The organism is Anaerohalosphaeraceae bacterium, assembly GCA_037479115.1.
In the GTDB taxonomy this organism is placed as follows: Bacteria; Planctomycetota; Phycisphaerae; order Sedimentisphaerales; family Anaerohalosphaeraceae; genus JAHDQI01.
On record JBBFLK010000002.1, the window covers coordinates 214,496 to 240,176 of the forward strand.

At 54.6% G+C, this 25,681-nt stretch carries 22 protein-coding genes and 1 tRNA gene; 9 read left to right on the forward strand and 14 right to left on the reverse strand.

All coding sequences use genetic code 11. From position 1 onward, the window contains the following. Positions 1–6: 6 nt before the first annotated feature. From WHS88_01850 to xerC, 5 genes are all read left to right on the forward strand, one after another. Entirely contained in the window at positions 7–954 is a 948-nt protein-coding gene (locus tag WHS88_01850; GenBank protein ID MEJ5258912.1) for a diacylglycerol kinase family protein, read from the forward strand. Positions 955–959: 5 nt separating this feature from the next. Continuing rightward, complete coding sequence (gene kdsA / locus WHS88_01855) at positions 960–1,793, forward strand: 3-deoxy-8-phosphooctulonate synthase (protein MEJ5258913.1); 834 nt, start codon at positions 960–962, stop codon at positions 1,791–1,793. Then, on the forward strand, positions 1,790–2,731 hold the full coding sequence (locus WHS88_01860; GenBank protein ID MEJ5258914.1) for a radical SAM protein: 942 nt from the start codon (positions 1,790–1,792) through the stop codon (positions 2,729–2,731). The genes kdsA and WHS88_01860 overlap by 4 nt, the downstream gene beginning before the upstream one ends. A 183-nt stretch (positions 2,732–2,914) precedes the next feature. Beyond that, the gene (locus WHS88_01865; GenBank protein ID MEJ5258915.1) at positions 2,915–3,184 is read left to right on the forward strand and encodes a hypothetical protein; all 270 of its coding nucleotides are present in this window, start codon (positions 2,915–2,917) and stop codon (positions 3,182–3,184) included. A gap of 35 nt (positions 3,185–3,219) precedes the next feature. After that, positions 3,220–4,176: a tyrosine recombinase XerC gene (gene xerC / locus WHS88_01870; protein ID MEJ5258916.1), complete on the forward strand. Its 957-nt coding sequence runs from the start codon at positions 3,220–3,222 to the stop codon at positions 4,174–4,176. Between the two features lie 24 nt (positions 4,177–4,200). On the opposite strand, the gene WHS88_01875 is transcribed toward xerC, so the two are convergent. The 9 genes from WHS88_01875 to gpmI all read right to left on the reverse strand — a co-directional run bounded on the left by WHS88_01875 (position 4,201) and on the right by gpmI (position 15,076). Then, entirely contained in the window at positions 4,201–6,399 is a 2,199-nt protein-coding gene (locus WHS88_01875) for a nucleoside-diphosphate sugar epimerase/dehydratase (protein ID MEJ5258917.1), read from the reverse strand. Further along, on the reverse strand, positions 6,396–7,700 hold the full coding sequence (locus WHS88_01880; protein ID MEJ5258918.1) for a hypothetical protein: 1,305 nt from the start codon (positions 7,698–7,700) through the stop codon (positions 6,396–6,398). The genes WHS88_01875 and WHS88_01880 overlap by 4 nt, the downstream gene beginning before the upstream one ends. 94 nt (positions 7,701–7,794) lie before the next feature. Then, positions 7,795–8,004, reverse strand: coding sequence for a DNA gyrase inhibitor YacG (gene yacG, locus WHS88_01885; GenBank protein MEJ5258919.1), 210 nt, complete (start codon positions 8,002–8,004; stop codon positions 7,795–7,797). A 42-nt stretch (positions 8,005–8,046) separates the two neighbouring features. Continuing rightward, on the reverse strand, positions 8,047–8,667 hold the full coding sequence (locus WHS88_01890) for a TraR/DksA C4-type zinc finger protein (protein MEJ5258920.1): 621 nt from the start codon (positions 8,665–8,667) through the stop codon (positions 8,047–8,049). Between the two features lie 303 nt (positions 8,668–8,970). Beyond that, positions 8,971–9,744, reverse strand: a complete 774-nt coding sequence (locus tag WHS88_01895) for an ABC transporter ATP-binding protein (GenBank protein MEJ5258921.1) — start codon at positions 9,742–9,744, stop codon at positions 8,971–8,973. Continuing rightward, entirely contained in the window at positions 9,741–10,751 is a 1,011-nt protein-coding gene (locus tag WHS88_01900) for an iron ABC transporter permease (GenBank protein MEJ5258922.1), read from the reverse strand. Before WHS88_01900 ends, WHS88_01895 begins: the two co-directional genes overlap by 4 nt. After that, positions 10,748–11,653: a helical backbone metal receptor gene (locus WHS88_01905; protein ID MEJ5258923.1), complete on the reverse strand. Its 906-nt coding sequence runs from the start codon at positions 11,651–11,653 to the stop codon at positions 10,748–10,750. The genes WHS88_01900 and WHS88_01905 overlap by 4 nt, the downstream gene beginning before the upstream one ends. A gap of 10 nt (positions 11,654–11,663) precedes the next feature. Next, on the reverse strand, positions 11,664–13,466 hold the full coding sequence (gene mutL, locus WHS88_01910) for a DNA mismatch repair endonuclease MutL (protein MEJ5258924.1): 1,803 nt from the start codon (positions 13,464–13,466) through the stop codon (positions 11,664–11,666). A 38-nt stretch (positions 13,467–13,504) separates the two neighbouring features. Beyond that, a complete protein-coding gene (gene gpmI / locus WHS88_01915; protein MEJ5258925.1) occupies positions 13,505–15,076 on the reverse strand; it encodes a 2,3-bisphosphoglycerate-independent phosphoglycerate mutase in 1,572 nt (523 codons plus the stop codon). Between the two features lie 320 nt (positions 15,077–15,396). Here gpmI and WHS88_01920 point away from each other — a divergent pair, with 320 nt between their 5' ends. Beyond that, the gene (locus WHS88_01920) at positions 15,397–16,434 is read left to right on the forward strand and encodes a tetratricopeptide repeat protein (GenBank protein MEJ5258926.1); all 1,038 of its coding nucleotides are present in this window, start codon (positions 15,397–15,399) and stop codon (positions 16,432–16,434) included. A gap of 19 nt (positions 16,435–16,453) precedes the next feature. Then, on the forward strand, positions 16,454–17,017 hold the full coding sequence (gene lspA / locus WHS88_01925) for a signal peptidase II (GenBank protein ID MEJ5258927.1): 564 nt from the start codon (positions 16,454–16,456) through the stop codon (positions 17,015–17,017). On the opposite strand, the gene WHS88_01930 is transcribed toward lspA, so the two are convergent. From WHS88_01930 to WHS88_01950, 5 genes are all read right to left on the reverse strand, one after another. Continuing rightward, entirely contained in the window at positions 16,974–17,369 is a 396-nt protein-coding gene (locus tag WHS88_01930) for a bifunctional nuclease family protein (GenBank protein ID MEJ5258928.1), read from the reverse strand. The two genes, lspA and WHS88_01930, sit on opposite strands and share 44 nt — an antisense overlap. Before the next feature lie 10 nt (positions 17,370–17,379). Then, positions 17,380–20,316, reverse strand: a complete 2,937-nt coding sequence (locus WHS88_01935; protein ID MEJ5258929.1) for a valine--tRNA ligase — start codon at positions 20,314–20,316, stop codon at positions 17,380–17,382. 182 nt (positions 20,317–20,498) lie between these two features. Next, a complete protein-coding gene (rho, locus tag WHS88_01940; protein ID MEJ5258930.1) occupies positions 20,499–22,052 on the reverse strand; it encodes a transcription termination factor Rho in 1,554 nt (517 codons plus the stop codon). Between the two features lie 262 nt (positions 22,053–22,314). Continuing rightward, on the reverse strand, positions 22,315–22,947 hold the full coding sequence (gene coaE, locus WHS88_01945) for a dephospho-CoA kinase (GenBank protein MEJ5258931.1): 633 nt from the start codon (positions 22,945–22,947) through the stop codon (positions 22,315–22,317). Between the two features lie 78 nt (positions 22,948–23,025). Continuing rightward, positions 23,026–23,099 (reverse strand) — tRNA-Arg (locus tag WHS88_01950). A 205-nt stretch (positions 23,100–23,304) separates the two neighbouring features. Between WHS88_01950 and WHS88_01955 the strand changes: the two genes are divergently transcribed. Further along, entirely contained in the window at positions 23,305–23,835 is a 531-nt protein-coding gene (locus tag WHS88_01955; GenBank protein MEJ5258932.1) for a sigma-70 family RNA polymerase sigma factor, read from the forward strand. Then, positions 23,832–25,550, forward strand: a complete 1,719-nt coding sequence (locus WHS88_01960; protein ID MEJ5258933.1) for a hypothetical protein — start codon at positions 23,832–23,834, stop codon at positions 25,548–25,550. Before WHS88_01955 ends, WHS88_01960 begins: the two co-directional genes overlap by 4 nt. Positions 25,551–25,681: the final 131 nt, after the last annotated feature.

Sequence of the window (25,681 nt, forward strand, 5' to 3'; positions counted from 1 at the left end):
AAAACCATGCCGAACCTGAACGGATACATCTTTCTGATTATCAACCCCAAATCCGGTGCCAGCAGCCGAAAACACCTGGTCAAATGCCTCCAGAATTATTTCCAGCAGTCCGGCTGCCGGATGAAAACGTTCCTGACGCAGTCGCTCACGCATGCCTGTGAACTGGCCCGTCAGGCCGCAGTGGATTACGATTGCTCTCTGGTAGCCGCTGCAGGCGGAGACGGCACCATCCGAGAAGTCATCCACGGTCTGGAAGGAAGCGACAAACCCCTCCTGATTATCCCATCCGGAACTGAAAATCTTTTGGCCAACGAACTGGGCTTCGACCTGCAGCCCCAAACACTCATCAAAACCTACGAGGCCTGGCAGCTTCGTCCTCTTGACCTGGGAACCATCAACGGAAAATGCTTTACCTCCATCTGCGGGTTCGGCTTCGATGGAGATGTCATTCACCGCATCCACAGCTGGCGAACCGGACATATCAGCCATCTCGATTATTTTTGGCCGATTTGGAGGTGTTTCTGGTCCCACACCTTTCCTCCGATGCGGGTTACCATCGACGGCCAGGAGTGCTTTTCCGGCCGCGGTTTGGTATTTGTCGGGAACATCTCCCGGTATGCCATCGGGCTGCAAATCTGCAAACATGCCCAATACGGCGATGGAAAACTGGATTTATGCATCTACAAATGCCGTCATCAGGCTCATCTGCTCAAACACGCCGTCGCCACCATTTTCAAGATGCATACTCGCGGAAAAGACGTCCTTTACAAACAGGGCACTGTGATTACCGTAGAGTCTTTAGCCAAAGAGCCGATTTACTGCCAGATTGACGGTGACCCGGGCCCGGAACCCCCTGCCGAAATTAAATTGATTCCTCAGGCCATCAATGTTCTTGTTCCGCCCGGCACAAAACCCGCCGGCATTCGGACTCGACTGAGAAGAATGATTGGATAATCTCTATGCAAAACAGAACCATCTATCAAATCGGACCGGCTTCCATCGAGCTGGGGAAAACGTTTTTTGTTATCGCCGGGCCTTGTGTGATTGAAAGTGAGTCATTGTGCCTGGATGTAGCCGATGCGATTCTCCAGATTCAAAAACGAACCCAAATCCCCTTTGTCTTCAAAGCCAGTTTTGACAAAGCCAACCGAACCAGCATCGAAAGTTTTCGCGGCCCGGGTCTGGAAAAGGGCCTTGAAGTGCTCGAAAAAGTCCGTCGAAAAACAGGTTTGCCCGTTTTAACAGATATCCACGAACCCTCTCAGGTTTCTCCAGTGTCCAAAGTAGTGGATTGCCTGCAAATTCCCGCCTTCTTGTGTCGCCAAACCGACCTTCTGGTTGCCTGTGCCAAAAGCGGAAAACCCGTCAATGTCAAAAAAGGCCAGTTCGTCAGTCCGGAAGAAATGAAAAACGCTGTTGAAAAAATCCGGGCCGCCGGCGGGCAGCAGATTTTCCTTACAGAGCGGGGAACCTTTTTCGGATATAACCGCCTGGTTAACGATATGACCGCCATCCCGGCTATGCAGAACCTCGGCTGTCCGGTCATCTTCGATGCGACCCACAGCACACAAAGACCCGGCGGCTTAGGAACCGCCAGTGCGGGTCGGCGGGATTTGGCCCCTGTTCTGGCAAGGGCCGCTGCGGGCGCCGGAGCTGATGGTCTCTTTATGGAAGTGCACCCGAACCCGCAAAAGGCCCTTTGCGATGCCGATTGTATGCTGCCCTTAGACCAGGTCGAACCCCTCGTAAAAACCTGCTATCAGATCTATCAGATTGTTCGCCAAAAAACATGACCAATCCGGCTCCGAAATATCGCTATTTATTTGGTCCGGTCCCCTCCCGACGGCTCGGCCGAAGTCTCGGCGTGGACCCGGTCCCCTTCAAAACCTGCACACAAAATTGCCTATATTGCCAATTAGGGACAGATGCCGCCCAGACTCTCGAACGAAAAAACTATGTTCCCCCCGAGGACATTCTTGAAGAAATCCGCCGGCGGCTGACGGAAGGAATCGCGGCGGACTATATTACAATCAGCGGTTCCGGTGAACCAACCCTTCACAGCCGTCTCGATGAAATTATTGAAGGAATCCATCGCTTAACCAAAATTCCGGCAGCCCTCATTACCAACGGCACGCTGTTCTGGGACCCGGAAGTCCGAAAACAATGCTCCCTGGCCGATGTGGTCCTTCCGTCCCTCGATGCAGGTGACCCGGAAACATTCAGAAAAATCAACCAGCCCCATCAAGGGATTTCCTTTGAACGTTTTGTGGAAGGTTTGATTCTTTTTCGCCGGGAATACAAAGGCCCAATCTGGCTGGAAATCTTCCTTTGTGAGGGGCTCAACACCGACCCCAATTCCATTACAAATCTGAATCGCCTTATCAAAAAAATTAATCCGGACAAAGTCCAGCTGAACACCGCCGTCCGGCCCACCGCTCATCCGCATATCCGGGCTGTTCCTTTGTCTGTCCTGGAGCAGATAGCCCCTCAGCTTCATCCAAACGCCGAGGTCATTGCCGACTTTCCCAAAGCCCAAATGGAAGAGCAAAAGCCCTTTTCCGAACAGACAATCCTCGAAACCCTCAAGCGTCGTCCCTGTGCCCTCGACGAGCTGGCCGCCAGTCTCCAGATTGCTCCTTCTCTTGCAGCCAAGTACCTTCAGCATCTTCTGGAGAGCGGCCAGGTACGGATTGAAAACCGAAACGGCAAATCTTATTTTTGTGCCAATTAGAACATTGCTGACTGCGCTTCTTTCCTGATTTTCTTTATCTTCAAATCATTTTTATTATCGGTCCTGTTTCAGCCGCATTAAAAAGAGCCCTTCTTTTTGCCTGAAAAAACAAAAAAATACTTTAGAAACCGTCATTCCGACCGATAAAAGATGTAGAGATTTTCACTTATCGGAACGTCATTTATGAATACAGAAAAAAAACAACTGGTCCTCAACAAAGGCGGAGAAAAATATATTTTCCGTTATGAACCGGGACAGGAGGGGCCTCTTCTGGACGCGTTGGTGGCGTGTGCGACGGACCCGCGGACAGACTTTGACTGGTTTGACGCCGCCGTTCTCAGTTTTCGCCTGACTCAATCCTTAATCGGTCAGGCCGACCAGCTTCTGTATAAAGACCTTCCTCTTCCTATGCAGACCTCCGAACCTCTGGATGACAGCGAAGACCCTGAATAACCTTTCGCAAGGAACGATAGAAAGAAGGAACGATTATGAAAGACGCGGCAATCATTCAGGATTTCATCACGTACCTTAAACTGGAAAAGCATTTTTCCGACTACACCGCCAAGTGCTACGGCGCCGATCTCGAACAATTCGTTCAGTTCCTTCAGGATGAGCAAAAAGCCGACCCCAATGCTCCTTCCGCCGGACCGGATCAGCTTCTGCTGTCTGTCGACGTTCAGACCGTACGCAAATTCATGGCTTTCCTGAATGAACGCCATTACACCAAATCCACCACAGCCAGAAAACTGGCAACCCTGCGCAGTTTCTATAAATTTCTGGTCAAACGCGGGCGGCTCAGCAGCAACCCGGTGTCGTCCATCAAAACCCCCAAGCAGGAAAAGAAACTGCCCAAGTTCCTCGAATACGAGCAGGTTCAAAAACTTCTGAACACCCCGCCGGCGGATACCTGGCTGGGGGCCAGAGACCGGGCCATGCTCGAGGTGCTTTACAGCACCGGAATGCGAGTCAGCGAACTGGTGGCTCTCAATCTCGAAGACGTGGACTTTTTGGGCGAGGTCATTCACGTTCGGGGCAAGGGAAAGAAAGAGCGCATCTGCCCCATCGGCTCCAGTGCCCTGCAGTCCATCCAGCATTACATAGAATTCCGCAACAAACGGATTCAGACCGATCCGAGTTTTGACACGAAGGTCCTCTTTGCCAACAAGCACGGCAAGCGGCTGAGCACCCGCAGCGTCCGCCGCAAAATGGACAAATACCTCATTCAGGCCGGGCTGGATCCGTCCATCAGTCCCCACACGCTGCGGCACAGCTTCGCCACCCACATGCTCAACAATGGAGCAGACCTCCGGAGCGTTCAGGAACTGCTGGGGCATCAGTCGCTGTCCACCACCCAGATTTACACCCATGTAACGACCAGCCGGATGAAAGAGCAGTATCAGAACGCCCATCCGCGGGAAGAAGTGGTGCACTCGGCGGTTCGGTAGCCCCCCGGCCGGCATCCGGCTCTCTCAGGCAGATGCCGATGCGCCGCCTCCGGATTCTCCCATATACTGGGGAACTAAAATCTTAATGAGTTCCACAATACGAGCGCGGTCTTGTGTATAGGCCGCCTCAATCAGTTTCTGAATGTGGGTGCGTAAAAACTGCCGGTCTTTGGGAATATTTTTCCAAACGGCAATCTTCGGATGCACGGTCGGAATCATATCCTCGCCGGCAATCGACAATTCCTCAAACAGTTTTTCCCCGGGCCGCAGGCCTGTAAAGACAATCTCAATATCCTCTCCCGGCCGAAACCCGCTGAGCGTAATCAAATCGCGAGCCAAATCCACAATTTTCACCGGCTCACCCATATCCAGAACAAAAATCTCTCCCCCCTTGCCGATGGCCGCCGCCTGCAGCACCAGCTGACTGGCCTCCGGAATCGTCATAAAATACCGCCGCATTTCCGGATGCGTCACAGTCACCGGACCGCCTTCAGCAATCTGTTTTTTGAAAATCGGCACCACCGAACCGTTCGAGCCCAACACATTCCCGAACCGAACCGTCACAAAATGGGTTTTGCTCGTGTTGTTCAGGTCTTGAATGTACATCTCGGCAATCCGTTTGGAAGAGCCCATAATGCTCGTGGGGTTCACGGCTTTATCCGTACTGATCATCACAAAATGTTCAGAGCCGATTCGGTCCGCCGCATCCGCTACGTTCATCGTCCCGATGACGTTGTTCTTAATGGCCTCCCCGGGATTGATTTCCATCAGAGGAACATGCTTATGAGCTGCGGCATGGATCACGACTTCCGGACGAAATCGGTCGAAAATCTGGTCCACCCGTACGCGGTCTGTAATATCACAAATCAGGGGTTCCAGCGGCACATTCGGATAGGCCTTCCGCAGTTCCCCTTCAATATAAAAGAGGGGGTTTTCCGCCTGTTCCACCAGCAGCAGACATTTGGGGACAAATCCGCAGACCTGCCGACACATTTCGGAGCCAATCGAGCCCCCCGCCCCGGTTACGAGAATGGTCTTGCCTGTCAAAAACCGCCGAATCCCCTCGATGTCCAGTTTCACCTCTTCGCGCCCCAGCAGGTCGTTGATATCCACATCGCGAATCTGAGAGACCCGCAGCTTGCCGGAGGCAATATCCGTAATGGACGGCACGGTGCTGAACCGCAGTTTGGTTCCCTGACAAATCTGAACAACCCGGCGCATCTGCTTGGGGGTGGCGCTGGGAATCGCTATTGCAATCTCATCCACGCTGTACTTCTGACAGATTTGCGGCAGCTGCTCGACGCTGCCGAGCACCGGCACACCGTGAATTTTCATCCGATATTTGGCCGGGTCATCATCCACAAAGCCCACCACCTGATAGGGACTGTCCTTGCGGCGCATCAATTCCCGCAACAGGGCCTCGCCGGCATCCCCGGCCCCTACAATCAAAAACCGCCGCAGCGCCTTGCGGCTTTCTGCAAAAAATTCCTCATGATAAAGCCGAATGAGCATTCGAAGACCCGACAAAAGCATAATGGTGGTAAACAGGTCCAGCATAATCACGCTTTCGAGGGTCTTCTGGAACTCCACACAGCGTTCAATTTCCAGCTCCAGCCGCAGCCGTTCCTGGCAGTTGACCGCCAGTTTCTGCGCCTCCCTGCGCAGAACGGAAAGCTGACTGACCGAAAGCAGATTCTCCAAGCCTTTCAGATTGTAATAGTGCCGGCGCAGCCGAAGGATTTCCTCACTGGTGAGGGCTTCCGACAGCTGTTTTTCCAGCAGCTGCACCTTTTCCTGAACGGACTGAACGGCAGAAGACGGCACAATCGCATATCCAAACCACCCGTACGAATACCACAGGGCCATCAGAATGACGGTGCAGACCAGAGAGGCCTTGGAAATCTGAATCAGATCCGACATCCCCACATACCGCCACCAACCCCGGTACTGGTCGAATTGGGCAAACACCAGCAGCTTGATCGGCAAAACCGCCGCCAGAAGAATCGGGAACGGATAGACCGCCCATCGGCGAAGCAGCTGCATATTAAAGGCAAACAAAAACGCCAGTGTCAGCGCAGCTACAAAAACAATCACATGGGCCAGGACAATCAGCGGCTTGCGATAAAACAAAAGAAGAGCTTTCCAACCTCCGTTGGATGAATTCGAAGTCCCCCCCGACAACTCCGTCTTTTCAGAATGCAAAACCTGGGGCTCTGAACTCATAACGAATCCTTCAATTCTCCTGAGCAGGTTTCTGCAGGACCTTCCACCTGGGTGATTCCGATTTTGTCCACTTTTTTCCGCATCAGGGCATATAAAACCGTAATGGCGGAAAAGAAATAACTGACAATCAGCGCCATCACAGCCGCCACGATAAAAAGCAGGCTGACATAAATCATTCCCCAGGCAATCTTTTCCGACCAGTTGGCTGCCTTCATCGGGGAATCAAGCAGATGAAAAAACGTCGGTTCCGCCCAGATTCGGTGCAGTTTTTCAATCTGCGGCTTGGTAAAGCCCAAACTCACAAGCGTGTAGGTCAGCCGCAAGAACAAAAACACAAAAAGGCGGATGGCCAGGTAAAACAGCGTGCCCAAAATCAGCTCCACAATGGTGTAAAAAAGCATCCACAACGGCTGGTTGATGACATAACTGAACGCGCGTCCGATGGCATCCAGCCCCGTGGTTTTTTCATAAGCCACCGCGGGAAAGAAAAACCACCCGCCGGTGAGTGTCGCCAGCAGCAGAATCGACATCGCCAGACCAATCAGATACAGAAGGCCGATCAGCAGCCCCAGAAGCAGCTCTCCAAACCAGGGAATATTGCCGGCCAATCCAACCAGATAAATGACCGCCCCCATTCCCGTCAGCATGCCCAGCGGCACCAGAGGAGCCGTCAGCAGGGCCTTCCACTGCTCGCGGGCAAAATGAAGGGCCTCGCCCATTCCGGGCTTTTCGAAACGGGCAAACTCGAGAGCCGCACACCGGCAGATGGCCCCGCCGAAAAAGCAAATCAGCAGTCCTGCATATGTAAAATAAACTGCACTGTAAAACGGATGATACGTAACCGCCCACACCAGCGAGCGAAGACAAAGCCACAGATTATGACCCGCATTGGCTAAATTCGCAAAAAAGTTGGAGGAGCTCAAATCCAGCAGCCGCGTCGTGGCGTGGTTGAACCGCTCGGCAAAATGAGTCCAGAGAGTTTGAAACACCCCGCGCCCTTCTGTATAGTCCCGGTAGAGCCGGATATACTCCTCCGTTCGCGACGGATTTTCCAGATACACCGCCAGTTCATCGGCTTTGCGGAAAATCGAATCCGCCGGAACCGCAGCCCCCGCCTGTACAGGAAGCACCACCACCGAGCGGGTCAGCAAATCCATCAAAAGCCCGCCCCCGCACAGGAGCACAACAAACACAAACGACAAAAGAATCTTCGTCGGCCCGATGGCCAAACGCAGCGTCCGCGTCAGCTCCGGCAGGGCCAAATCATCCCACATTTGCCGAATGGAATGTTCACGAACCATCACAATTCCTCACCCGGATACGTTGTCCGGCTGCTCCATACAACTCAACCCGGTCTTATCTTATCACGGTTTTCTCTGCAGACCAACAAGGATTTCATGGCTCCTCTGTGTCCGGTTTTTCCGAATCTGCATTCTCCCGGGCCGGCGAGGTTTCCTCCCCCGGAATCCGATAAGCTCCGTCCAGCCAATGAGACAAATCAACCCAGCGGCATCGTTCACTGCAGAATGGGAAAAACGGATTCTTCTCCGTTCCCTGCTGATAAAATGTCTCTTTGCCGCAGATTGGACAACGCTTCCTTTTCATCCTCTCCTTTGCCTCGGAACTCACACACCTGACCCGTTCCGTTTAGAAAAACGATTCATCCTCCTCTTCAAAATCCTCCGCATCCAGTCCCTCCTCCGATTCGATGTCCTCCGCAATCAAATCGGATTCCTCCTCAATCCCCTCATCGGTTGTGTCGGCTTCTTCTTCGTTTTCCGCCTCTTCCTCCAACCCGTCGGCAAAGCGAATCGGACCGGAATAGCGGTGTTCAATCACCTTGCCCTGTTCGAGCAAGGATGCATATTCCACACAATAACGGGCCCAGGGACTGGCTTCCAGACGTCCTTTCGGAATGGGTTTGCCGGTGCCCTCACAAATGCCGTACGTTCCCTGGTTAATGCGTTTTAAGGCATCCAGAATCTCCCGGACAAGCCGACGCTCACTGTCCATCAGCCCCAGCGAAAATTCCTGTTCATACGTATCCGTTCCGATGTCCGCCATATGAATCGGCATATTGGACAAATCCCCCGTCGAATCCTGACGGGACCGATGGAGTCCCTGATTTTCCAGCCAATGAACATCTCCGGTGATTTCCTTGAGCTTCTCAAGGAGCAGCTGACGAAAATGCTCTATTTCCTCCGGTGTCAACAACTCCCGGATTTTGGAAGAGTTTTTCTCGGAACCCTTGGCTGGTTTGGTATTCACCGCAACTTTCTTGGCTCGGCTCCTAACACTCCCGGCGGTTTTGCCTTTGACAGGGCTGCTTTTTTTGACCTTTTTGGAAGCGGTCGGCTTTGTCGGCTTTTTGGATACTTTTTTCTTTCCGACCTTGGTTTTGGATGTCTTTTTCGCCACGGTTCCTGCCTCTCATTTTTTTATCAACTAAATCTGCATATCTTACACAAACCCTATCCGTTCGAAAAGCAAATACTTCCTGATGTATCGGCAATTCAAACGAATGGCTGAACGCAAACTATCTCTTTATTCCTCCGATATTTAGTCAAAACGCTATCCGCCGGATTTCCCCTCTTTTTCCGCTCGGGGAACAAAAAAGCGACCTTGGTCTGTTGTATATACAGAACATTCTATGTCGTATATATCCTTTATGTTTTCCCTTGTCAGGACATCCGAAACAGGCCCGCTGAACAGCCGACCTTCTGGTCCCAGAAGAATCATCCAATCACAATATAAAGAGGCAAGATTCAAATCATGTGTCGCCATGATTACAGTTTTGTTTTGTTCCGTCTGAAGGCGACGTAAAACCTCGCAAATACGAATCTGATGTTTCAGGTCCAGATAAATGACTGGTTCATCCAGAAGCAGCAAAGGGGTTTCCTGAGCAATCGCACGGGCCAGATAAACCCGCTGGCGTTCTCCGCCGCTCAAATGCGTAATCGGACGGGAAGCCAGGTGCTCCGTTGAGGTCAGACGCATCGCCTCTTGTACCGCGCGAAAATCCTCTTCCTCCTCAAAAAACAGCTTTTTTTTGCGAAAATACCGGGCCATCATCACTATTTCAGATGCGGTATATCCAAATACTGGCATCGACTCCTGAGGCAGATAAGCCGCCATTTTCGAAATTTCCGTCAAGGAATCTATTTGAACAGTCCCGGCAGAAGGCCTCAAATGCCCGCCGATAAGTTTCAGCAGTGTGCTTTTTCCGACTCCGTTTGGTCCAGCCAGCCCGCAGAATCGTCCCTTCTCTATCGTGAGGGATAGATTCGTAAAAACTTCTATTTCCCCATAGGAGAAAGATAGATTCTGGATCTGAATAAAACTCAAAAAGTCTCTCCGTAAATCTTTCTGGACTGTCGAATAAGCAGAAACAGGAAAAAGGGGCCGCCCGTCAAGGCTGTAACTACCCCTGTCGGCAATTGAACCTGATGAACGAGAATCCGTGCGACTGTATCTGAAATTACCAGAAATACGGCACCGAAGAACGCACACATCGGCAGAAGCCGTCGATGATCAGCCCCAAAAAGCAGCCGAACGGTATGGGGGACAATCAATCCTACAAACCCAATCAGACCGCTCAAACTGACGGCTGTCGAGGTCATCAAAGCAGCTGCCGCCAGGGCTGCCGGGAAAAGCCGCTCCGGCATCACGCCCAAGCTGCGGGCCTCGGAGGTGCCCAGCGAAAGAATATTCAGCTGCGGGCTCAAGCGGAACAGCACCCCGAACCCCGCTCCAGCCAGCACTATACTGACCAGCCAAACCGGCCAATCCGTATAAGAACTCAAACTGCCCATCAGCCAAAAGAGGGTCGTCTGAAACTGACCGCTCGGAACCATCGAGGCCATCAGCATCATCACGGCGGAAAAGAAAACATTGACGATGACACCAGCCAAAATCAGTCCGGGACCCGCCGTTCGCCCCGTAAAACCACCGAGCCACCAGACCAGCAGGGTTGTTCCGGCCGCTCCGACAAAAGCGAGCAAAGATGCCCCCGACAGCCCCCACCCGCTCCAATGAAAGCCCGCCAGGACTGCCGTCACCACCCCCAGACCCGCCCCGCTGGAAATCCCCAGAAGATACGGTTCCGCCAGGGGATTTCTGAGCAAAACCTGAAAAACCGCCCCGGCTGACGCCAGTGAGGCTCCCACCAAAACCGCCAGCAGAAGACGGGGAATCCGAACCTGAAAAAAAATCTGGGCATCCGGCTGACGGCCCTTCACGATTCCCTCTACAGAAATCGGTTCTGAACCGACAAACGCACACAAAAAAACCACCAGCGCCAGCCCGCAAAGGCCGATTATCGTTTCTTTCAGCAGCTGTCTGGCTGTAATCATTTCGCCCCCTCCGCCTGCCCGCACAGACAGCGGACCATCTCTTCCAATGCCAGCGGAATCCGCGGCCCCAGCCGACAAAGCCAATCTCCGTTGAGCACATAAATCCGCCCCTGCTCCACGGCCGGAACCCCGCGAAAGCGGCCGTAAAAGGTCTTTGCCGTCGCTTTCTGACGCTCCAGGTCCGCCGGGGTGTCTGCCGTCTCGAAAATCACCTCCGCTCCACAGGACAAAAAATGCTCATCACTGATGGGCGGAAACATATAAAGAGACGACTCGATCGCATTGCGGACTCCGGCTATCTCCAAAAGTTCTGTAAAATACGTTTTCTTTCCCGCCGCCCGCAGGGGCTGACGCTGAATAACCCAGACTGCTCTGCGGGCACAATCACGCGCTCGTCCTCGAAACGCTTCCAGACCGTCTGCAATTTGACGAACCAAATTCTCCGCCGCCTGCGGACATCCGGCGGCTGAGCCGATTGCCTCAATGGCTTTATACAATTGAGGGAGCGTATCGACATCCAGCCGCAGCGTTCGACAGCCGTTCCGCTCCAGCAAAGCAGCCAAATTCACATGCTGCTCAAAGCCAAGCGTAATCACAAGGGTCGGACGAGCCGCCAGAACCGCCTCGACATCCGGATTCCAGAATGTTCCGACCTTTTTGCAGCGGGCGGCCTCCGGCGGAAAATTGCTGTCGGAACTGACCCCAACGACCTGCTCGCCCAGCCCCATCGCAAACAGAATCTCCGTCAGATTCGGGGCCAGCGAGACGATACGAAGAGAATCCTCCGCCGGCTGCAAAGACTGCGGTTTCAGGTCTGTCCGCCGAAAGGAAACCAGCGCTGCAGCCAGAACAAAGCCGAGCAGCAGGCAAAACCATACCAGCGTTTTCCGGAAATGTGACACCGAAGGCCTCTCAAAAACCGGTCCGCTTAAACTGTTTCTCCAATTCTTTCAGAGTAAAGACCAGCGAAGTCGGTCTGCCGTGCGGACAGCGGCCGGGGGTTTCGGCCAGTTTGCGGTCCGCCAGCAGCTGTTCCATCTCCGCCGGCGTCAGCGGCTGTCCCGCCTTGACCGCCGCCCGGCAGGCCGCCCGCTCCAGCACCTCCGCCAGCAGCTGTTCTTCATCCACGTCCGAACCTTTCTCCAGAAATGCATCGAGCATATCCTGAATATACTCCTCCACGGACACGCCTTCCAGCAAAACCGGAAACGAATGGACGGCGATGCTGCGGGGGCCGAACATATCCCATTCAATGCCCAGTTTGCCCACCAGAGGGGCTGCCCGTTTCAAGGCGTCCAGCTGCGCATCGGACACATCCAGAATGACCGGAACCAAAAGCCGCTGGGAAGCCAGGGGGCCCGCCGCGGCCGCCGCACGCAGCCGTTCATACAGGATTCGCTCATGAAGGGCATGCTGGTCAATCACCTCAAAGCCGTCCGCCGTCGGCAGCACCAGATAACTGTTGTGAATCTGAAGACAGGCAAATGAGGACGACTCGCTTTTTGATTCTCCTGCATCCGACGGCTTCAGCGGCTTCCAATCTGACGACGGAACCGGCGAAAAAGGCAGTCTTTTCTGAACGGCTGAACCGGCGGAATGCGACTGAAAAAAGTCGCTCATCGCCTGGCGAATCCGGCTTTCACGGTCTTTCTGAAGCAGCTCTTCCAGCGGGTCCTCCGCGTGAAACGAGGCAGCGGAAGTCGGCACGGTTCCGGCGGTCGGCAGCTCTGTTGAAAGCAGCTTATCCCGCAGCGCCGAAAGCACCTGCGAGTAAACCCAGTTGGCATTTTCAAAGCGTACCTCCGTCTTTGTCGGGTGCACATTTACATCAAACAGCTCCGGCGGCATCTGAAGAAAGAGAAAAACAACGGGGTGCTTCTGCGGTTCAATCAACCCCCGGTAGGCCTCTTTGAAGGCATGCAGGATAAATTTGTCCCGAATAAAGCGGCGATTGAGAAAAATATATTGATAACTGCTGCTGGTTCGCGCCCGGTCGGGCCGGCCCAGCAAGGCCTGGATTGTGATTGCCTTTTCCTGCCGCCGAACCTCCAGCAAATCCTCCGCAACCGCCGACGGAAACAAAATCCCAATCCGCTCCGCCAACGATTGTCCGGCCCGCAGAGCATACACCGTTCGTCCCCCGTGCTCCAGCACCAATTCGAGCTCTGGATAAGCCAGGGCAATCCGGGTAAACTGCTCGACGACGTGCGTCATTTCCGTATTAGCCGAACGGAGGAATTTGCGCCGCGCCGGCAGTTTATAAAAAAGCTGCCGAACCTCGACGGTGGTTCCCACCGGCCCGGCGGCGGGCACCGGAGGATTTTTTTGTCCGCAGTCGATTTCAATGCGTCCGGCCTCTATGCTGTCCGCAGGTCGGCTGACCATCATCAATCGGGAAACCGCCGCAATGCTCGCCAGCGCCTCCCCCCGAAAGCCCATCGTGGAAATCCGCAGCAGGTCCTCGCTGGTGCGAATCTTGCTGGTGGCATGCGGTTCAAAAGCCAGCGGCAAATCCTCAAAAGCAATCCCGCAGCCGTCATCGCTGACGCGGATCAGGTCTCGTCCCCCCTGCTCGACCTGTACAACAATCCGCCGAGCGCCCGCATCGATGCTGTTCTCCATCAGTTCCTTAACGACGCTGGCGGGCCGCTCGATAACCTCGCCGGCCGCAATCATATTCACCAGATTGTCGTCGAGGACTGCAATTTTGCCCACGCAGCATCTCTCCCGTCCGCCGTCCGCCCCAAACGGACTTACAACAGCAGACTTCGTCCGGTCATTTCCTCCGGTTTGGGCAGCCCCATCACCTCCAAAAACGTCGGCACCACATCCGCCAGGCGCCCGCCGGAAGCCATCTTGCGATGACGGAACTCCTCATCCACCACGATAAACGGCACATCGCCGACCGTGTGCGCTGTATGCGGCATATTGTTCTCAAAATCCCACATCTTCTCAAAATTGCCATGGTCGGCGAGCACTACCGCACTGCCCCCCATCTGACGAACCTTCTCCAGAATGCGGCCCACACAGGCATCCACCGTTTCCGCCGCTTTTACGGCCGCCGCCAGCACCCCTGTATGCCCCACCATATCCGGGTTGGCAAAATTGCAGATAATCACATCAAATCGGTTGGAGTCGAGCTTCTCGAGGATAACTTCGCAAACCTCGTTGGCGCTCATTTCGGGCTTGAGGTCATAGGTCTTGACCTTCGGGCTGGGGACAATCTGCCGCTCTTCGCCCTCAAACGGTTCTTCCCGTCCGCCGTTGAAAAAGAAGGTTACGTGCGCATATTTTTCCGTCTCCGCACAGCGAAACTGCTTTAAGCCCAGTTTGCTGAAATACTCCCCGGCAATATTCGGCATCTCCCGAATCGGCGGAAAGGCCACCGGCGTCCGAATCGTCGCATCGTATTCCGTCATACAGACGTAGTGAACTTTCGGATGAGCCGTCCGGACAAAACCGGTGAAATCCTTGTCCACAAAGGCCCGCGTCAGTTCCCGCGGCCTATCGCCGCGGAAATTAAAGAAAATCACACTGTCGCCGTCTTCTACCAGCGCCACAGGCCTGCCGTCTCCGTCAACGATATTGACCGGCCTGATAAACTCATCCGTTTCGTTCCTGGCATAACTGTCTTCAATCGCCTGGATGACATCGCGGGCCTTGCCGCCCTTGCCGAGTGTCAGACAGTCATAGGCCTCCTGCACCCTCTCCCACCGTTTGTCGCGGTCCATCGCATAAAAACGGCCCATTACGGAAGCCACCTGTCCGACCCCGATTTCCTTCATCTTGGCCTGAATATCCCTCAGATAGCCGGCCCCGCTGGTCGGCGGGGAATCCCGCCCATCCGTAAAGGCATGCAGATAGACCTTCTGGAGCCCTTCCCGCTTGGCCAGTTCCAGAAGCCCGTACAGGTGCCCCAGCAGAGAATGCACACCGATATCGCTGCACAATCCGAACAAATGAAGCCGCCGGTTCTTCTGTTTGGCGCTTCGAACCGCTTCCAGCAGCACTTCATTGCGGAAGAAATCCCCTTGACGAATCGACAGGGTAATCCGCACGGAATCCTGATAGACAATCCGGCCGGCGCCGATGTTCTGATGGCCGACTTCACTGTTGCCCATCGTGCCCTCCGGGAGTCCGACATCCTCGCCGTAGGTGCGAATCAGACAATTCGGATAGGTTTTCATCAGCATCGTATCGACCGGCACCTTGGCCTGTTTGACGGCATTGAAGGCATCTTCCGCCGGATTCGGGTTATATCCCCAGCCGTCCCGGATAATCATTACGCAAGGTCTCTTGCGCAGCCGCACATTGGTCTGAGCCATCTTTTTCTCCAGAAAAATTGTGTCTTCCACCTGCCGAAAAGACCGTATGGTAAAATCTCAACTTCTTTCTGTCAATGATTTTACGCCCCCAAAGGTCCGAAGTTCCCCCCAATCAGTGCTTTTGGCGGTTCCTGCAGCGGAAAATGTCGTTTTTTCCTAACCTGCCTGTATCAAAGCCCTTAAAAAACGTTTTGACAGGGGTGGAGGTTCTGGTATAATCACCGCCGGTTTTTGTCTCCAATTACAACAAGCGCCGCCGGACCGGCAGAAGCTTCCTGTTGTCTGCGGCCGGGGAAAAAAAGAGGTGAAAGGGTGTTTCTATGCCGACAGCAAAACTGGTTTTCGGATTGGCATTGACAGCAATGGTTGGAGTCGGTCTGTGTTTGAGCGGCGGATGTCAGATGCCGCCGGCAGGCCAAACCGTCCCGCAGCCCCCGACCCCCGAAGACCTTTTGGCTCAGCAGGCCCGGCAGCAGAAAGAAATGGCGGTTGCTCTCTATGTCGATGCGATGATGCTGCTGGAACTGAATGAGCACGCCGAAGCCCTCAAAAAACTCCAGATGGCCACCGAGCTGGACCCCGAATTCGCCATCGCTTACTCAATGCAGGGGGATATTTATCAGCAGATGCAGGACTACGAAAACAGCGCCAAGGCTTATGAAAAAGCTACGGAACTGGATCCGTGGTCCTTCAAGGACTTTTTCAATCTGGGCAAGGTCTATCAGGCCCTGAAGGAATTCGCCAAGGCCGTGAAGGCCTATATCTCCGCCTGCACCCTCAATCCGAGCCACTATGAGGCCCATTACAATGCCGCCAAGTGTCTCTATCTGGTGGAGGATTACACCCAGGCCCTCGAATACGCCAAAAAAGCCCAGGCGATTGACCCCAACAAAGCCGAAACGGAAATTCTTCTCGGCGACCTGTATGAAATGCAGAAGGACCACCTGCAGGCCATTGACGCCTACCGGCGTGCTCTGGAGCTGGAGGGCAACAAAAGCGAGATTATGATTCCGCTGGCTCGCTCGTACCTGCGAGCCGGGCGATATACCGCCGCCAAAGAACTGCTGGCCGCCGTTATCGAAATGGAGCCGGCCAACTCCCTGGCCCATCAGTACATGGGGTTTGCCCACCTGCGGCTGAAGGAAATCGACGAAGCCATTGCTTCGTATGTCAAAGCCACCCAAGCCGACCCGAAGGATTATATGGCTTACAAGTCTCTCGGCGTCGCCTATATGATTCAGTATTTCTCAGACCGCAATCCCTCCACCAAAGCCAAGGGGCTGGAGGCCTGGAATATTTCCCTGCAGCTGAATCCCAATCAGCCGCAGCTGCAGAAGTTTTACGAACAGTATCAGTAATTCACAAGAGACGGATGGAATGACTTCTGAGTGCGCCCAGACGAAGGAATCGTCCGCGTGCGGATGCCGTTTTTCTCCTCCGGATAAGACGGCCTGGGTCTTGTGGGGCTGCCTCACTTTGTTCGGAGCCGCCGCAGACCTCTGGACCAAGCAGGCCGTCTTCGACTGGCTCGGCCCCGTCGGCAGCGGGAACATTTATCGGGTTATTCCCGGCTTTTTCCATCTGGTGCCCTGTGTCAATGCCGGGGCCGCCTTCAGCATCCTTCAGGGACAGCGTGTCTATTTGATTGCCGTTTCGGTTCTGGCCCTGCTGGTCATTGTTTTCCTGTTTGTTTTCGGGAAAATTCAGGGGCGGCTTCTGCAGACCGCCGTCGGTCTTATTACAGCGGGGATTGTCGGCAATTTATATGACCGAATTTTTAACCACGGACTCGTGCGGGATTTTCTGGATTTTCACGTCGGCTCGTACCACTGGCCGACCTTTAACCTCGCCGACACTTTCCTGTGCGTCGGAGTAGGACTGATTCTGCTGGCGGGCTTTACATCTGAAGCTTGTCAAAAACAGAATCCTCCACAAAAATAGGCACCTGCAGACCGCTGGCCAGGGCTATGGCATCCGACGGACGACTGTCCACCTCAATAATCCGGCCGTTCTGCTCGATATGAATCCGCGCATAAAAGGTGTGCTCGCGCAAATCGCAGATGACAATCTTTACAATTCGCCCCCCCATCTGCTCGATTACCGAAGCCAGCAGGTCATGGGTGAGCGGACGGGGCATCTCATAGCCCTTCAGGCGCCGGTCAATCGCCAGAATCTCCGGCATCCCGATGACTATCGGAAAACTCCGCTGGCCTCCTTTTTCCTTGAGCACAATAATCTGCTGGTCCACCGTCTCGTTGATGAGAATCTGCGACAATTCCACAGGCACTTCCATAGGATTCTCCTTATGACAATTCGGCCAGCAGCCGTTCGACCTGCTGGAGCTGTTCGGTCAGCTCGGCCATTTTTTTTCGACTCTGCTCCACCACCTCCGGCTTGGCCCGTGCCAAAAACTGCTCATTGCTGAGCTTGGCCCGAAGCGGCTCGATTCCTTTTTCCAGATACTCCTTCTGCTTCTGCAGTCGGCTTCGCTCCGCCTCGACATCCACCACCTCATGAACAAACACCTGCCAGTCGCCCACCAGCGCCGCGGCCGCCGTCTTGGGCTTGACCAGAGCCGGCCCCGTCTGCATCGATTCGACGCCCGCCAGCTCTCCAATCAGGGACGCATCCTCCCGAAGAAGAACGGCCTCTTCCTCTGACGCACATACCGAAACCGTCAGCATCCGCGACGGCGGGATATTGTACTGGTTGCGAATCTCCCGAATCGCCCGAATCAGATTCTGGACTTTTTCAATCCGCCGCTCAATTGCCTCATCCAGAAGGGACGGCATCGGCTGCGGCCACTGCGCCGTCATCAGAGAAGGCGCATCATCCAGTTCACAAATCCCCTTGAGCCCTCGATGCGGACTGAGCCGTCGGAGCGACTGATAAATCCCCTCCGTAATAAACGGCACAAACGGATGCAGCAGCCGCAGGGTCTGTTCAAGGACAAACGCCAGCACACCCTGCGCCGTCGGCCGCTGTGCGGCATCCGCCATTCGCGGTTTGAGCCATTCGAGATACCAGTCGCACAGCTCATTCCAGAAAAACCGATACAGCGTATTGGCCGGCTCATTGAATTTGTACTGCTCCAGCTGCTCGTCGGTCTCCTGAATCGTCCGGGCCAGACGCGACAAAATCCACCGGTCTTCCCGTTCCAGCCGGCTTTTGTCAAAAACGCCCGGGTCCATTCCCTTCAGGTTCATCAGGGCAAACCGCGAGGCATTCCACAGTTTGTTGCAGAAATTGCGGCCGATGTCAAATTTCGGCGAGCTGTTGACCACCCGGCCGTCCGGCAGCCGCAGCTGACTGACCGGCATTCGGATATCCTGCGTCTCCGTCGTCATCTGCGCCAGGGTAAACCGCATCGCATCCGCCCCGTGGCTGTCAATCACCACCAGCGGGTCAATCCCGTTGCCCAGACTCTTGGACATCTTGCGTCCCTGGCCGTCCTGAATCATCGCGTGAATATATATATCGCGGAACGGAATATCCCCCACACAGTACTGCCCCATCATCACCATCCGCGACACCCACAGCGTAATAATCTCCCGGGCTGTGCAGAGCACCTGCGTCGGATAAAACGTCTTCAGTTCCGCCGTCTCTTCCGGCCAGCCCATCGTGCTGAACGGCCACAGCGCCGAGCTGAACCACGTATCCAGCACATCCTCATCCCGCACACAGCCCGCCGCCTCCAGCTGCTTCTCCACATCCTCGGCACCGCCCGATATACAGGCGAAATACCGCTTTTGCCCGCTTTCCGACAATCCCTCCTGAACGGAAAGCCGTTCATCCTTCACGGCGGGCGGCTTATCCGAATACCAAACCGGGATTCGATGTCCCCACCACAGCTGCCGGCTGATGGGCCAGTCCCGCAGATTTTCCAGCCAGGTTCGGTAGGTCTTGGCGTACCGCTCCGGAATGAACCGAAGCCGCCCGTCCAGCAGGGGCTTTAAGGCCAAACCGGCCAGCGAATTAACCGGCACATCCGTCCCGTCAATCAGTCCCGTTCCGAAACGTCCCGCCAGCCGTTCAATCGGCTTTTTCACCGCCACATACCACTGGTCCGACAGATACGGCTCAATCGGCACGTGGCTTCGATAACTGTGCCCGACCTCGTGCGTATAATCCCGCACATCCTCCAGCAGATTTTCCTGCCGGAACCATTCCACCACCGCCTCGCGGGCTTCAAAGCGGTCCATCCCCAGCAGATTTTCCACATCCGGATTGCGAATCGTCTCCCAATCCGTCCAGCCGTATTTTTCGCTGATGGTACCGTCCGGAGCCATCACGTTAATCACAGGCAGATTGTGCCGCCGGCCGATTTCCCAGTCGTCCGGGTCGTGGGCCGGTGTCACCTTCAGAAATCCCGTCGAAAACCGGGCCTTCTCCTCATCGCTGTCCGGATTCGGCAAGACTACATGCTCATCGGCCACAATCGGAATTACCCGTCCGACAATCGGCAGCCGCACGCGTTTTCCCACCAGCACAGCCGCTCGCGGGTCCGCCGGATTCATCGCCACGGCCGTATCTCCCAGCATCGTCTCCGGCCGTGTCGTGGCCACCGTAACAGTCCGTATCGTCTGCCCCCCGATCACCACCGGCTCCGTCAGCGGATACTTCAAATACCAGAAGTGCCCCTTGACTGTTTCGTATTCCACCTCATCATCCGCCAGAACCGTCTGGGTCGCCGGGTCCCAGTTTACCAGCCGTTTGCCTCGATAAATCAGCCCATCCCGGAACAGCAGGAAAAAGGTCTGGCGCACCGCCCGGGCGCAAATTTCATCCATCGTAAACCGTGTCCGCTCCCAGTCGCACGAACAGCCCATCTGCTTGAGCTGTCCGAGAATGCAGGCCTCATATTCATCCTTCCAGGCCTGCACGTGGGCTACAAACTCCTCCCGTGAAAAATCCTTTCGCCGCCTGCCCTGCTCGGCCAGAAGCCGTTTTTCCACAACCGTCTGCGTGGCAATCCCCGCATGGTCCGTCCCCGGCATCCACAGCGTCGTATAGCCCTGCATCCGCCGCCGGCGAATGAGAATATCCTGAAGCGTATTGTTCAGCGCATGGCCCAGATGCAGCGCCGCCGTCACATTCGGCGGCGGAATCACAATCGTAAACGTCCCTTTCGGATTGTGGACCGATGTCTCGGCATGCCACCAGCGTCCCCGCTCCCACAGCTGCCGAACCTCCTGCTCCACCGTCCGCGGCTCATAAACCTTGGCCATTTCCTCGCTCATGATGCTCCCTTTGGCGTCTTTGCCGGATGATCCCCAGGCCCGAAAGGGCCTGCCGGATGCATTTCCACCCTTTTTCTCTTCATCGATTTTTAACAAAAAAACGTCCCGGCCTGATTTTCCACAGCCCGGGACGCCTATTGTATCACACCCAAACCCGCTGTAAAGCCGCTTTTGGACGCCGCTTAATCCAGCTTCAGACTCATCAGAAATTCCGCATTGGTCTTGTATTTAGCCAGACGCGTCTTGAGCAGCTCAATCGCTTCCACCATATTCATCTCACTGAGCACTTTGCGGAGCCGATAGACCAGTTCGAGTTCGCGCGGGTCCAGCAGCAGTTCTTCACGGCGGGTGCCGCTCTTGCTGATATCAATCGCCGGGAAGGTCCGCCGCTCCACCAGTTTGCGGTCCAGATGCAGTTCCATATTGCCCGTGGCCTTGAACTCCTCGAAAATCACTTCATCCATTTTCGAGCCTGTATCAATCAGGGCGGTGGCGATAATCGTCAGCGAGCCGCCGTTTTCGATGTTTCGGGCCGCACCGAAAAACCGTTTGGGCATCTGCATCGCGTTGGCATCCACACCGCCGGTCAGAATCTTGCCGGAGTGCGGCATCTCCGTATTGTAGGCCCGGGCCAGACGGGTAATCGAATCCAGCAGAATCACCACATCTTCGCCGTATTCGACCATTCGCTTGGCTTTCTCAATCACCATCTCGGCCACCTGGCAGTGCCGGGAAGCCGGTTCATCAAACGTCGAGCTGATGACCTCGACGTCCTTGGCCACTTTGCGCTGCATGTCCGTCACTTCTTCCGGACGCTCATCGATCAGCAGCACAATCATCCGCACCTCCGGGTGGTTGGTGCTGATGGCATTGGCAATCTTCTGCAGCAGAACCGTTTTGCCGGTCCGCGGCGGAGCCACCAGAAGGCCGCGCTGGCCCTTGCCGATCGGCGTAATCAAATCCATAATCCGGGTGCTCATCTCATCCGGCGTTGTCTCCAGCACCAGCCGCTCCTGAGCATGCAGCGGCGTCAGGTCCCGGAACACGACCTTTTCGGCCAGCTTGTCCGGCGCCTGGTAGTTAATCGCCTCCACCCGAAGCAGAGCAAAATACTTCTCGCTTTCCTTGGGGGGACGAATCTGGCCGGAGACAATATTGCCGCTCCGCAGGCCGAAGCGGCGAATCTGCGAGGGCGAAACATAGACATCATCCGGCGAGGCCAGATAGTTGTACTTCGGACTGCGCAGGAACCCGAACCCGTCCGGCAGAATCTCCAGGACGCCTTCCCCGTACATCAGACCGTTCTGCTGAATCCGCTGCTTGAGAATCTTGAAAATCAGCTCCTGCTTGGTCAGCCCCATGTAATCGGTAATGCCTTCTTCCTTGGCAATCCGATGAAGCTCACCGGCATCCAGATTCTGCAGATCGGTGATATGGAGATTTCCTTTCTTAATCCGCTCATACTTTTCGTGAATCGATTCTTCTTTGACGGGCTGAGCGGGGACAGTCTCTGTCTGGGTGGAAGCATCAGACGCCTGAGCCGCCTGAGCCGGTTCGCTTTCCGCCTGGGCGGTGGCCGACGGTTCCGAAACAGGCGTTTCCGTACCCGTCTCTTCCGACGAAGCCTCGGAACCAACCGGCTGACCGGCGGTTTCCATCTCCGCAGAGGCCTCGTTTTCCGTCTTTTTCCTGCGTCCTCGCTTTTTTTCCGTTTGTTTGGTCGTTGCTTTTGCCATTCGTTCTCCTTATAGCCTGCAATAAAATTGATGACTCCGGTTTAATAAATACACACGTTATAGACCTTCGGATGAGTAGTCCGCTGCTTTCAAAACCCGCAGGGGGCTTCTCCTTCTTTTTGTGCGGGTGCAGATTAGAACAAAGACCTGCCTGTTCGATTCAGCTCTTCCCGATGCTCCGTTTGCAATAGATTACCTTTCAATTCAGACGGCTCTCTGCAAATTATTCTGTTTGAAACCCCTCCGGAATTGTATTGCCGACTTAAACAGTAGAAAATCGCTTGCGTTCCTGTATCGCTGAAAAGACTTTCTCGACTTGTTTCGCCAATTCGGATTCGTCTGAATGGTTCGAAAGTATATAATGAGCCCTTTGCTTCTTTTTGTCCAGAGAAATTTGAAAATTTTCTCGTTTTTTTTGCTCCCCCGCCTCCAGCTGTCTTTTCTGACGGGTCCGCTGAACACGAATCTCCTGCGGACAATCAACAAAGACCAGAACATCGCATCGCCGGTCCCACCCGACTTCCGCCAGCAGCGGCATATCCACGACCACCGGTTTTCCCTGACGCCGATAGTCTTCCAGCAGGGCCTCACAGCGGGCCAGAACAGCCGGATGAACAATTCCGTTAAGCCTCTGCACCTTCTCAGCGGAATCAAAGACGGCTGACGCCAGCCTCCTGCGGTCGATTCGCCCGTCGGGGCTGAAAACCTCGCCGCCGAACGCGTGGCGGATTTGGTCACGAATTGCCGGTTCGTCCAGAACCTCATGGGCAATCGAATCCGCATCAATCCGCCCGCAGCCAAGCCGTTCAAAACAGCGAGCCGCCGTGCTCTTGCCGGCTCCAATCCCGCCCAATAACCCGATGACGGCAAACTGATTTTTTGAAGGAAAACTCACAATACACTCGCACCCCCCGTTTTGTCAACAACCGCTTTTGCCCGAAAGCACAAACCCCTTTGGGACCGCCCGCCCCACTGCGCCCGGGGGGATTCGAACCTCCGACCTTCGGTTTAGGAAACCGATGCTCTATCCTGCTGAGCTACGAGCGCCAGGCTATCAATTTGATTATGAGGGGCCTGCTGGAAACCTTCAAGCAAAATCAAACCGCTCCGCGAGAATATCTGATTCTTTCATCAATTTCTTTTTTTCTGTCAGATTTTTCGCATTCAGGCGAAACAGTGTAGGAGACCAAACAAATTTTACCTGATTTTTTCACAGGAATCTGATAGGTTTGAAGCAGGCGGATGGGTCAATATGGACAAACAAGAGCTAAAAAGTTCTCAATTTTTCCGCTATTATAATGGCGCCCAGAAAAGAATCTACGCCTACCTTCTGATGATGGTTCACAACCACAATGACGCCGAAGACCTCCTCCAGGAAACCGCCAGCATTCTTTGGGAGCAGTACGAGCAGTTTGACCCCAACCAGAGTTTTGCCGCCTGGGCCATCGGCATTGCCCGAAACAAGGCGCTGGATTTCCTCAAACAGAAACGCTCTACCCGCCCGATGTTCAGCGACTCTTTTTATCAGGAGATGTCCAGTCTGGCCGAATCCGAATCCCAAAACATAGACCGTCGGCTGGCCGCCCTGCGAACCTGCCTCAAGCGGCTTTCTCCGGAAAACCAACAGCTGATTCGTCTTCGTTTTGAGGAGGGAATTTCCATCAAAAAGCTCTCCCAAAACCTGCCGTATTCGGCTGATGCCCTTTATAAAAAGATTTCCCGCATCTACAGCTGTCTTTATGACTGCATTCATCGTACGCTGCTTCAGGGGGAGCGCCTATGACCCCTCAGGAACAAACGCTTTTGAATGAACAATTTTTCCGCCTGCTGGACAACGACCTAAGCAGCACCCAGCTGGAGCAGCTGAACCGACTCCTGACATCGGACCCGCAGGCCCGCCTGTACTACTGCCGATTCCTGCAGGACATTGCTGCCCTGACGTTTCGGGCCTGTGCAGATATCCCGGAGAATGCTCCGGAAACGGCCGGCAGCATCCTTACGGAACAATTCTGGATGCAAATGATTGAAGAGGAAAAAAATGCCCCGGCCGTCGAACTTTCGGTCCCTGAGCTCCCGACGCCTCAGCCCCTGAAAACCGCCGCCGTCCGACCGCGTACACCCGGACGCCTGGCTTACGCCGCCGCTGTTATTCCGGCCGCTGCCTTGTTCTTTATTCTGGCTCTCGTCCATTTGGTTCCCCCCGCCCTGCCGGAGGTCGCCACGCTTTATGACTCTCTCGGGGCAGAATGGTCGGCCAATCTTCCCCTTGAACCCGGCATCCGAATTCCCGCCGGCTCCAAGTCCATTCGTCTGATACGGGGGATTGTGAAACTCAAGACGGACGAAGGCGTAGAGCTGCTTCTCGAAGGTCCGATGGAATTCCATTTTCCAACTGATTCACAGCTTTCCATGCAGTACGGCAAACTCCTGGCCCGTGTTTCCGCACAGGGACTCGGCTTTTCCGTCAATACCCCCAATTCCAAAATCATCGACCTGGGCACTGAATTCGCCGTCCTCTGCCATCCAAACGGAGACGCAGAAGTCCATGTGTACAAAGGAAAAACCAACCTGATTGCCGGACGGAAGGAAAACCAGAAAACCTCCCATCTTCTTTCCGCCGGTTCCGCCAGAAAAGTGCTCTCCAAAGACTCGCAGGTAGCAGAAATCCGAATAAATCCTTCCGCCGTCATACGGGCTTTTGATTCCAAAGCCAACCTTATCTGGAAAGGAGAAACCCTCTCTCTGGCCGACATCGTCGGCGGCGGCAGCGGCCTGGGCACCGGCAGACTCTTTACCGGCATTGATGCCGCCTCCGGACAGGTTATTTCTTCCCTCAAAGACGGCAATATCTACACCGGCTCCGCCGACTGCCGGCCTGTCCCGGGCAATCCGCTCATTGACAGCATTTTTGTCCCCGGTGCCGGCCCCAGTCCTACCGTCATCACTGCCGATGGATTAACGGCCGACTGCTTCCCGAAAACTTCCGGAACCTACTGGGGCTACATCTTCAACGGCGCCTTTCATCAAGGCATCACCTCGCCTCGACACGACCTGTATCTGGACGGTTTTATCGCCGGCACTCCGGAAACCCCCGCGGTTACCATCCATTCCAACCTGGGCATCACCTTTGATTTAACCCGAATCCGCCAGACCATCCCTGGTTTGGAAATCAAGGCCTTCCGGGCCGTCGCCGGGGTTTCCGAAACCGTCCGCCAATCTCTCGAAAAGGAAAAAAATCGCTCCTTTGATGACTTTCCGGATGTCAAAAAAGTCTTTGATGCAGGATTTTCAAAAGTCGAATTCTGGGTCCTTATTGACGGGAAACCGGCATTCCACCAGACAAGAAGCAGTGAACAAGGCGGCTGCCCAATTCATATTCCGATTTCTGATGGCGACCGGTTCCTCACATTAGCGGTTACAGAATCCGACGACACACAGGCCTACGATTGGGCACTTTTTGTCCGCCCGGAACTGGTTCTCGAACCTGCAGAAAAATAAGGAGAAAAAAATGAAATTATTCTCGCTCCGAAACAGCCAGAGCTCGTTTTTCCATAAGGCCTTTACGCTGATTGAGCTTCTGGTGGTGATAGCGATTATTGGTTTGCTGCTGTCGATTCTGATTCCGTCGC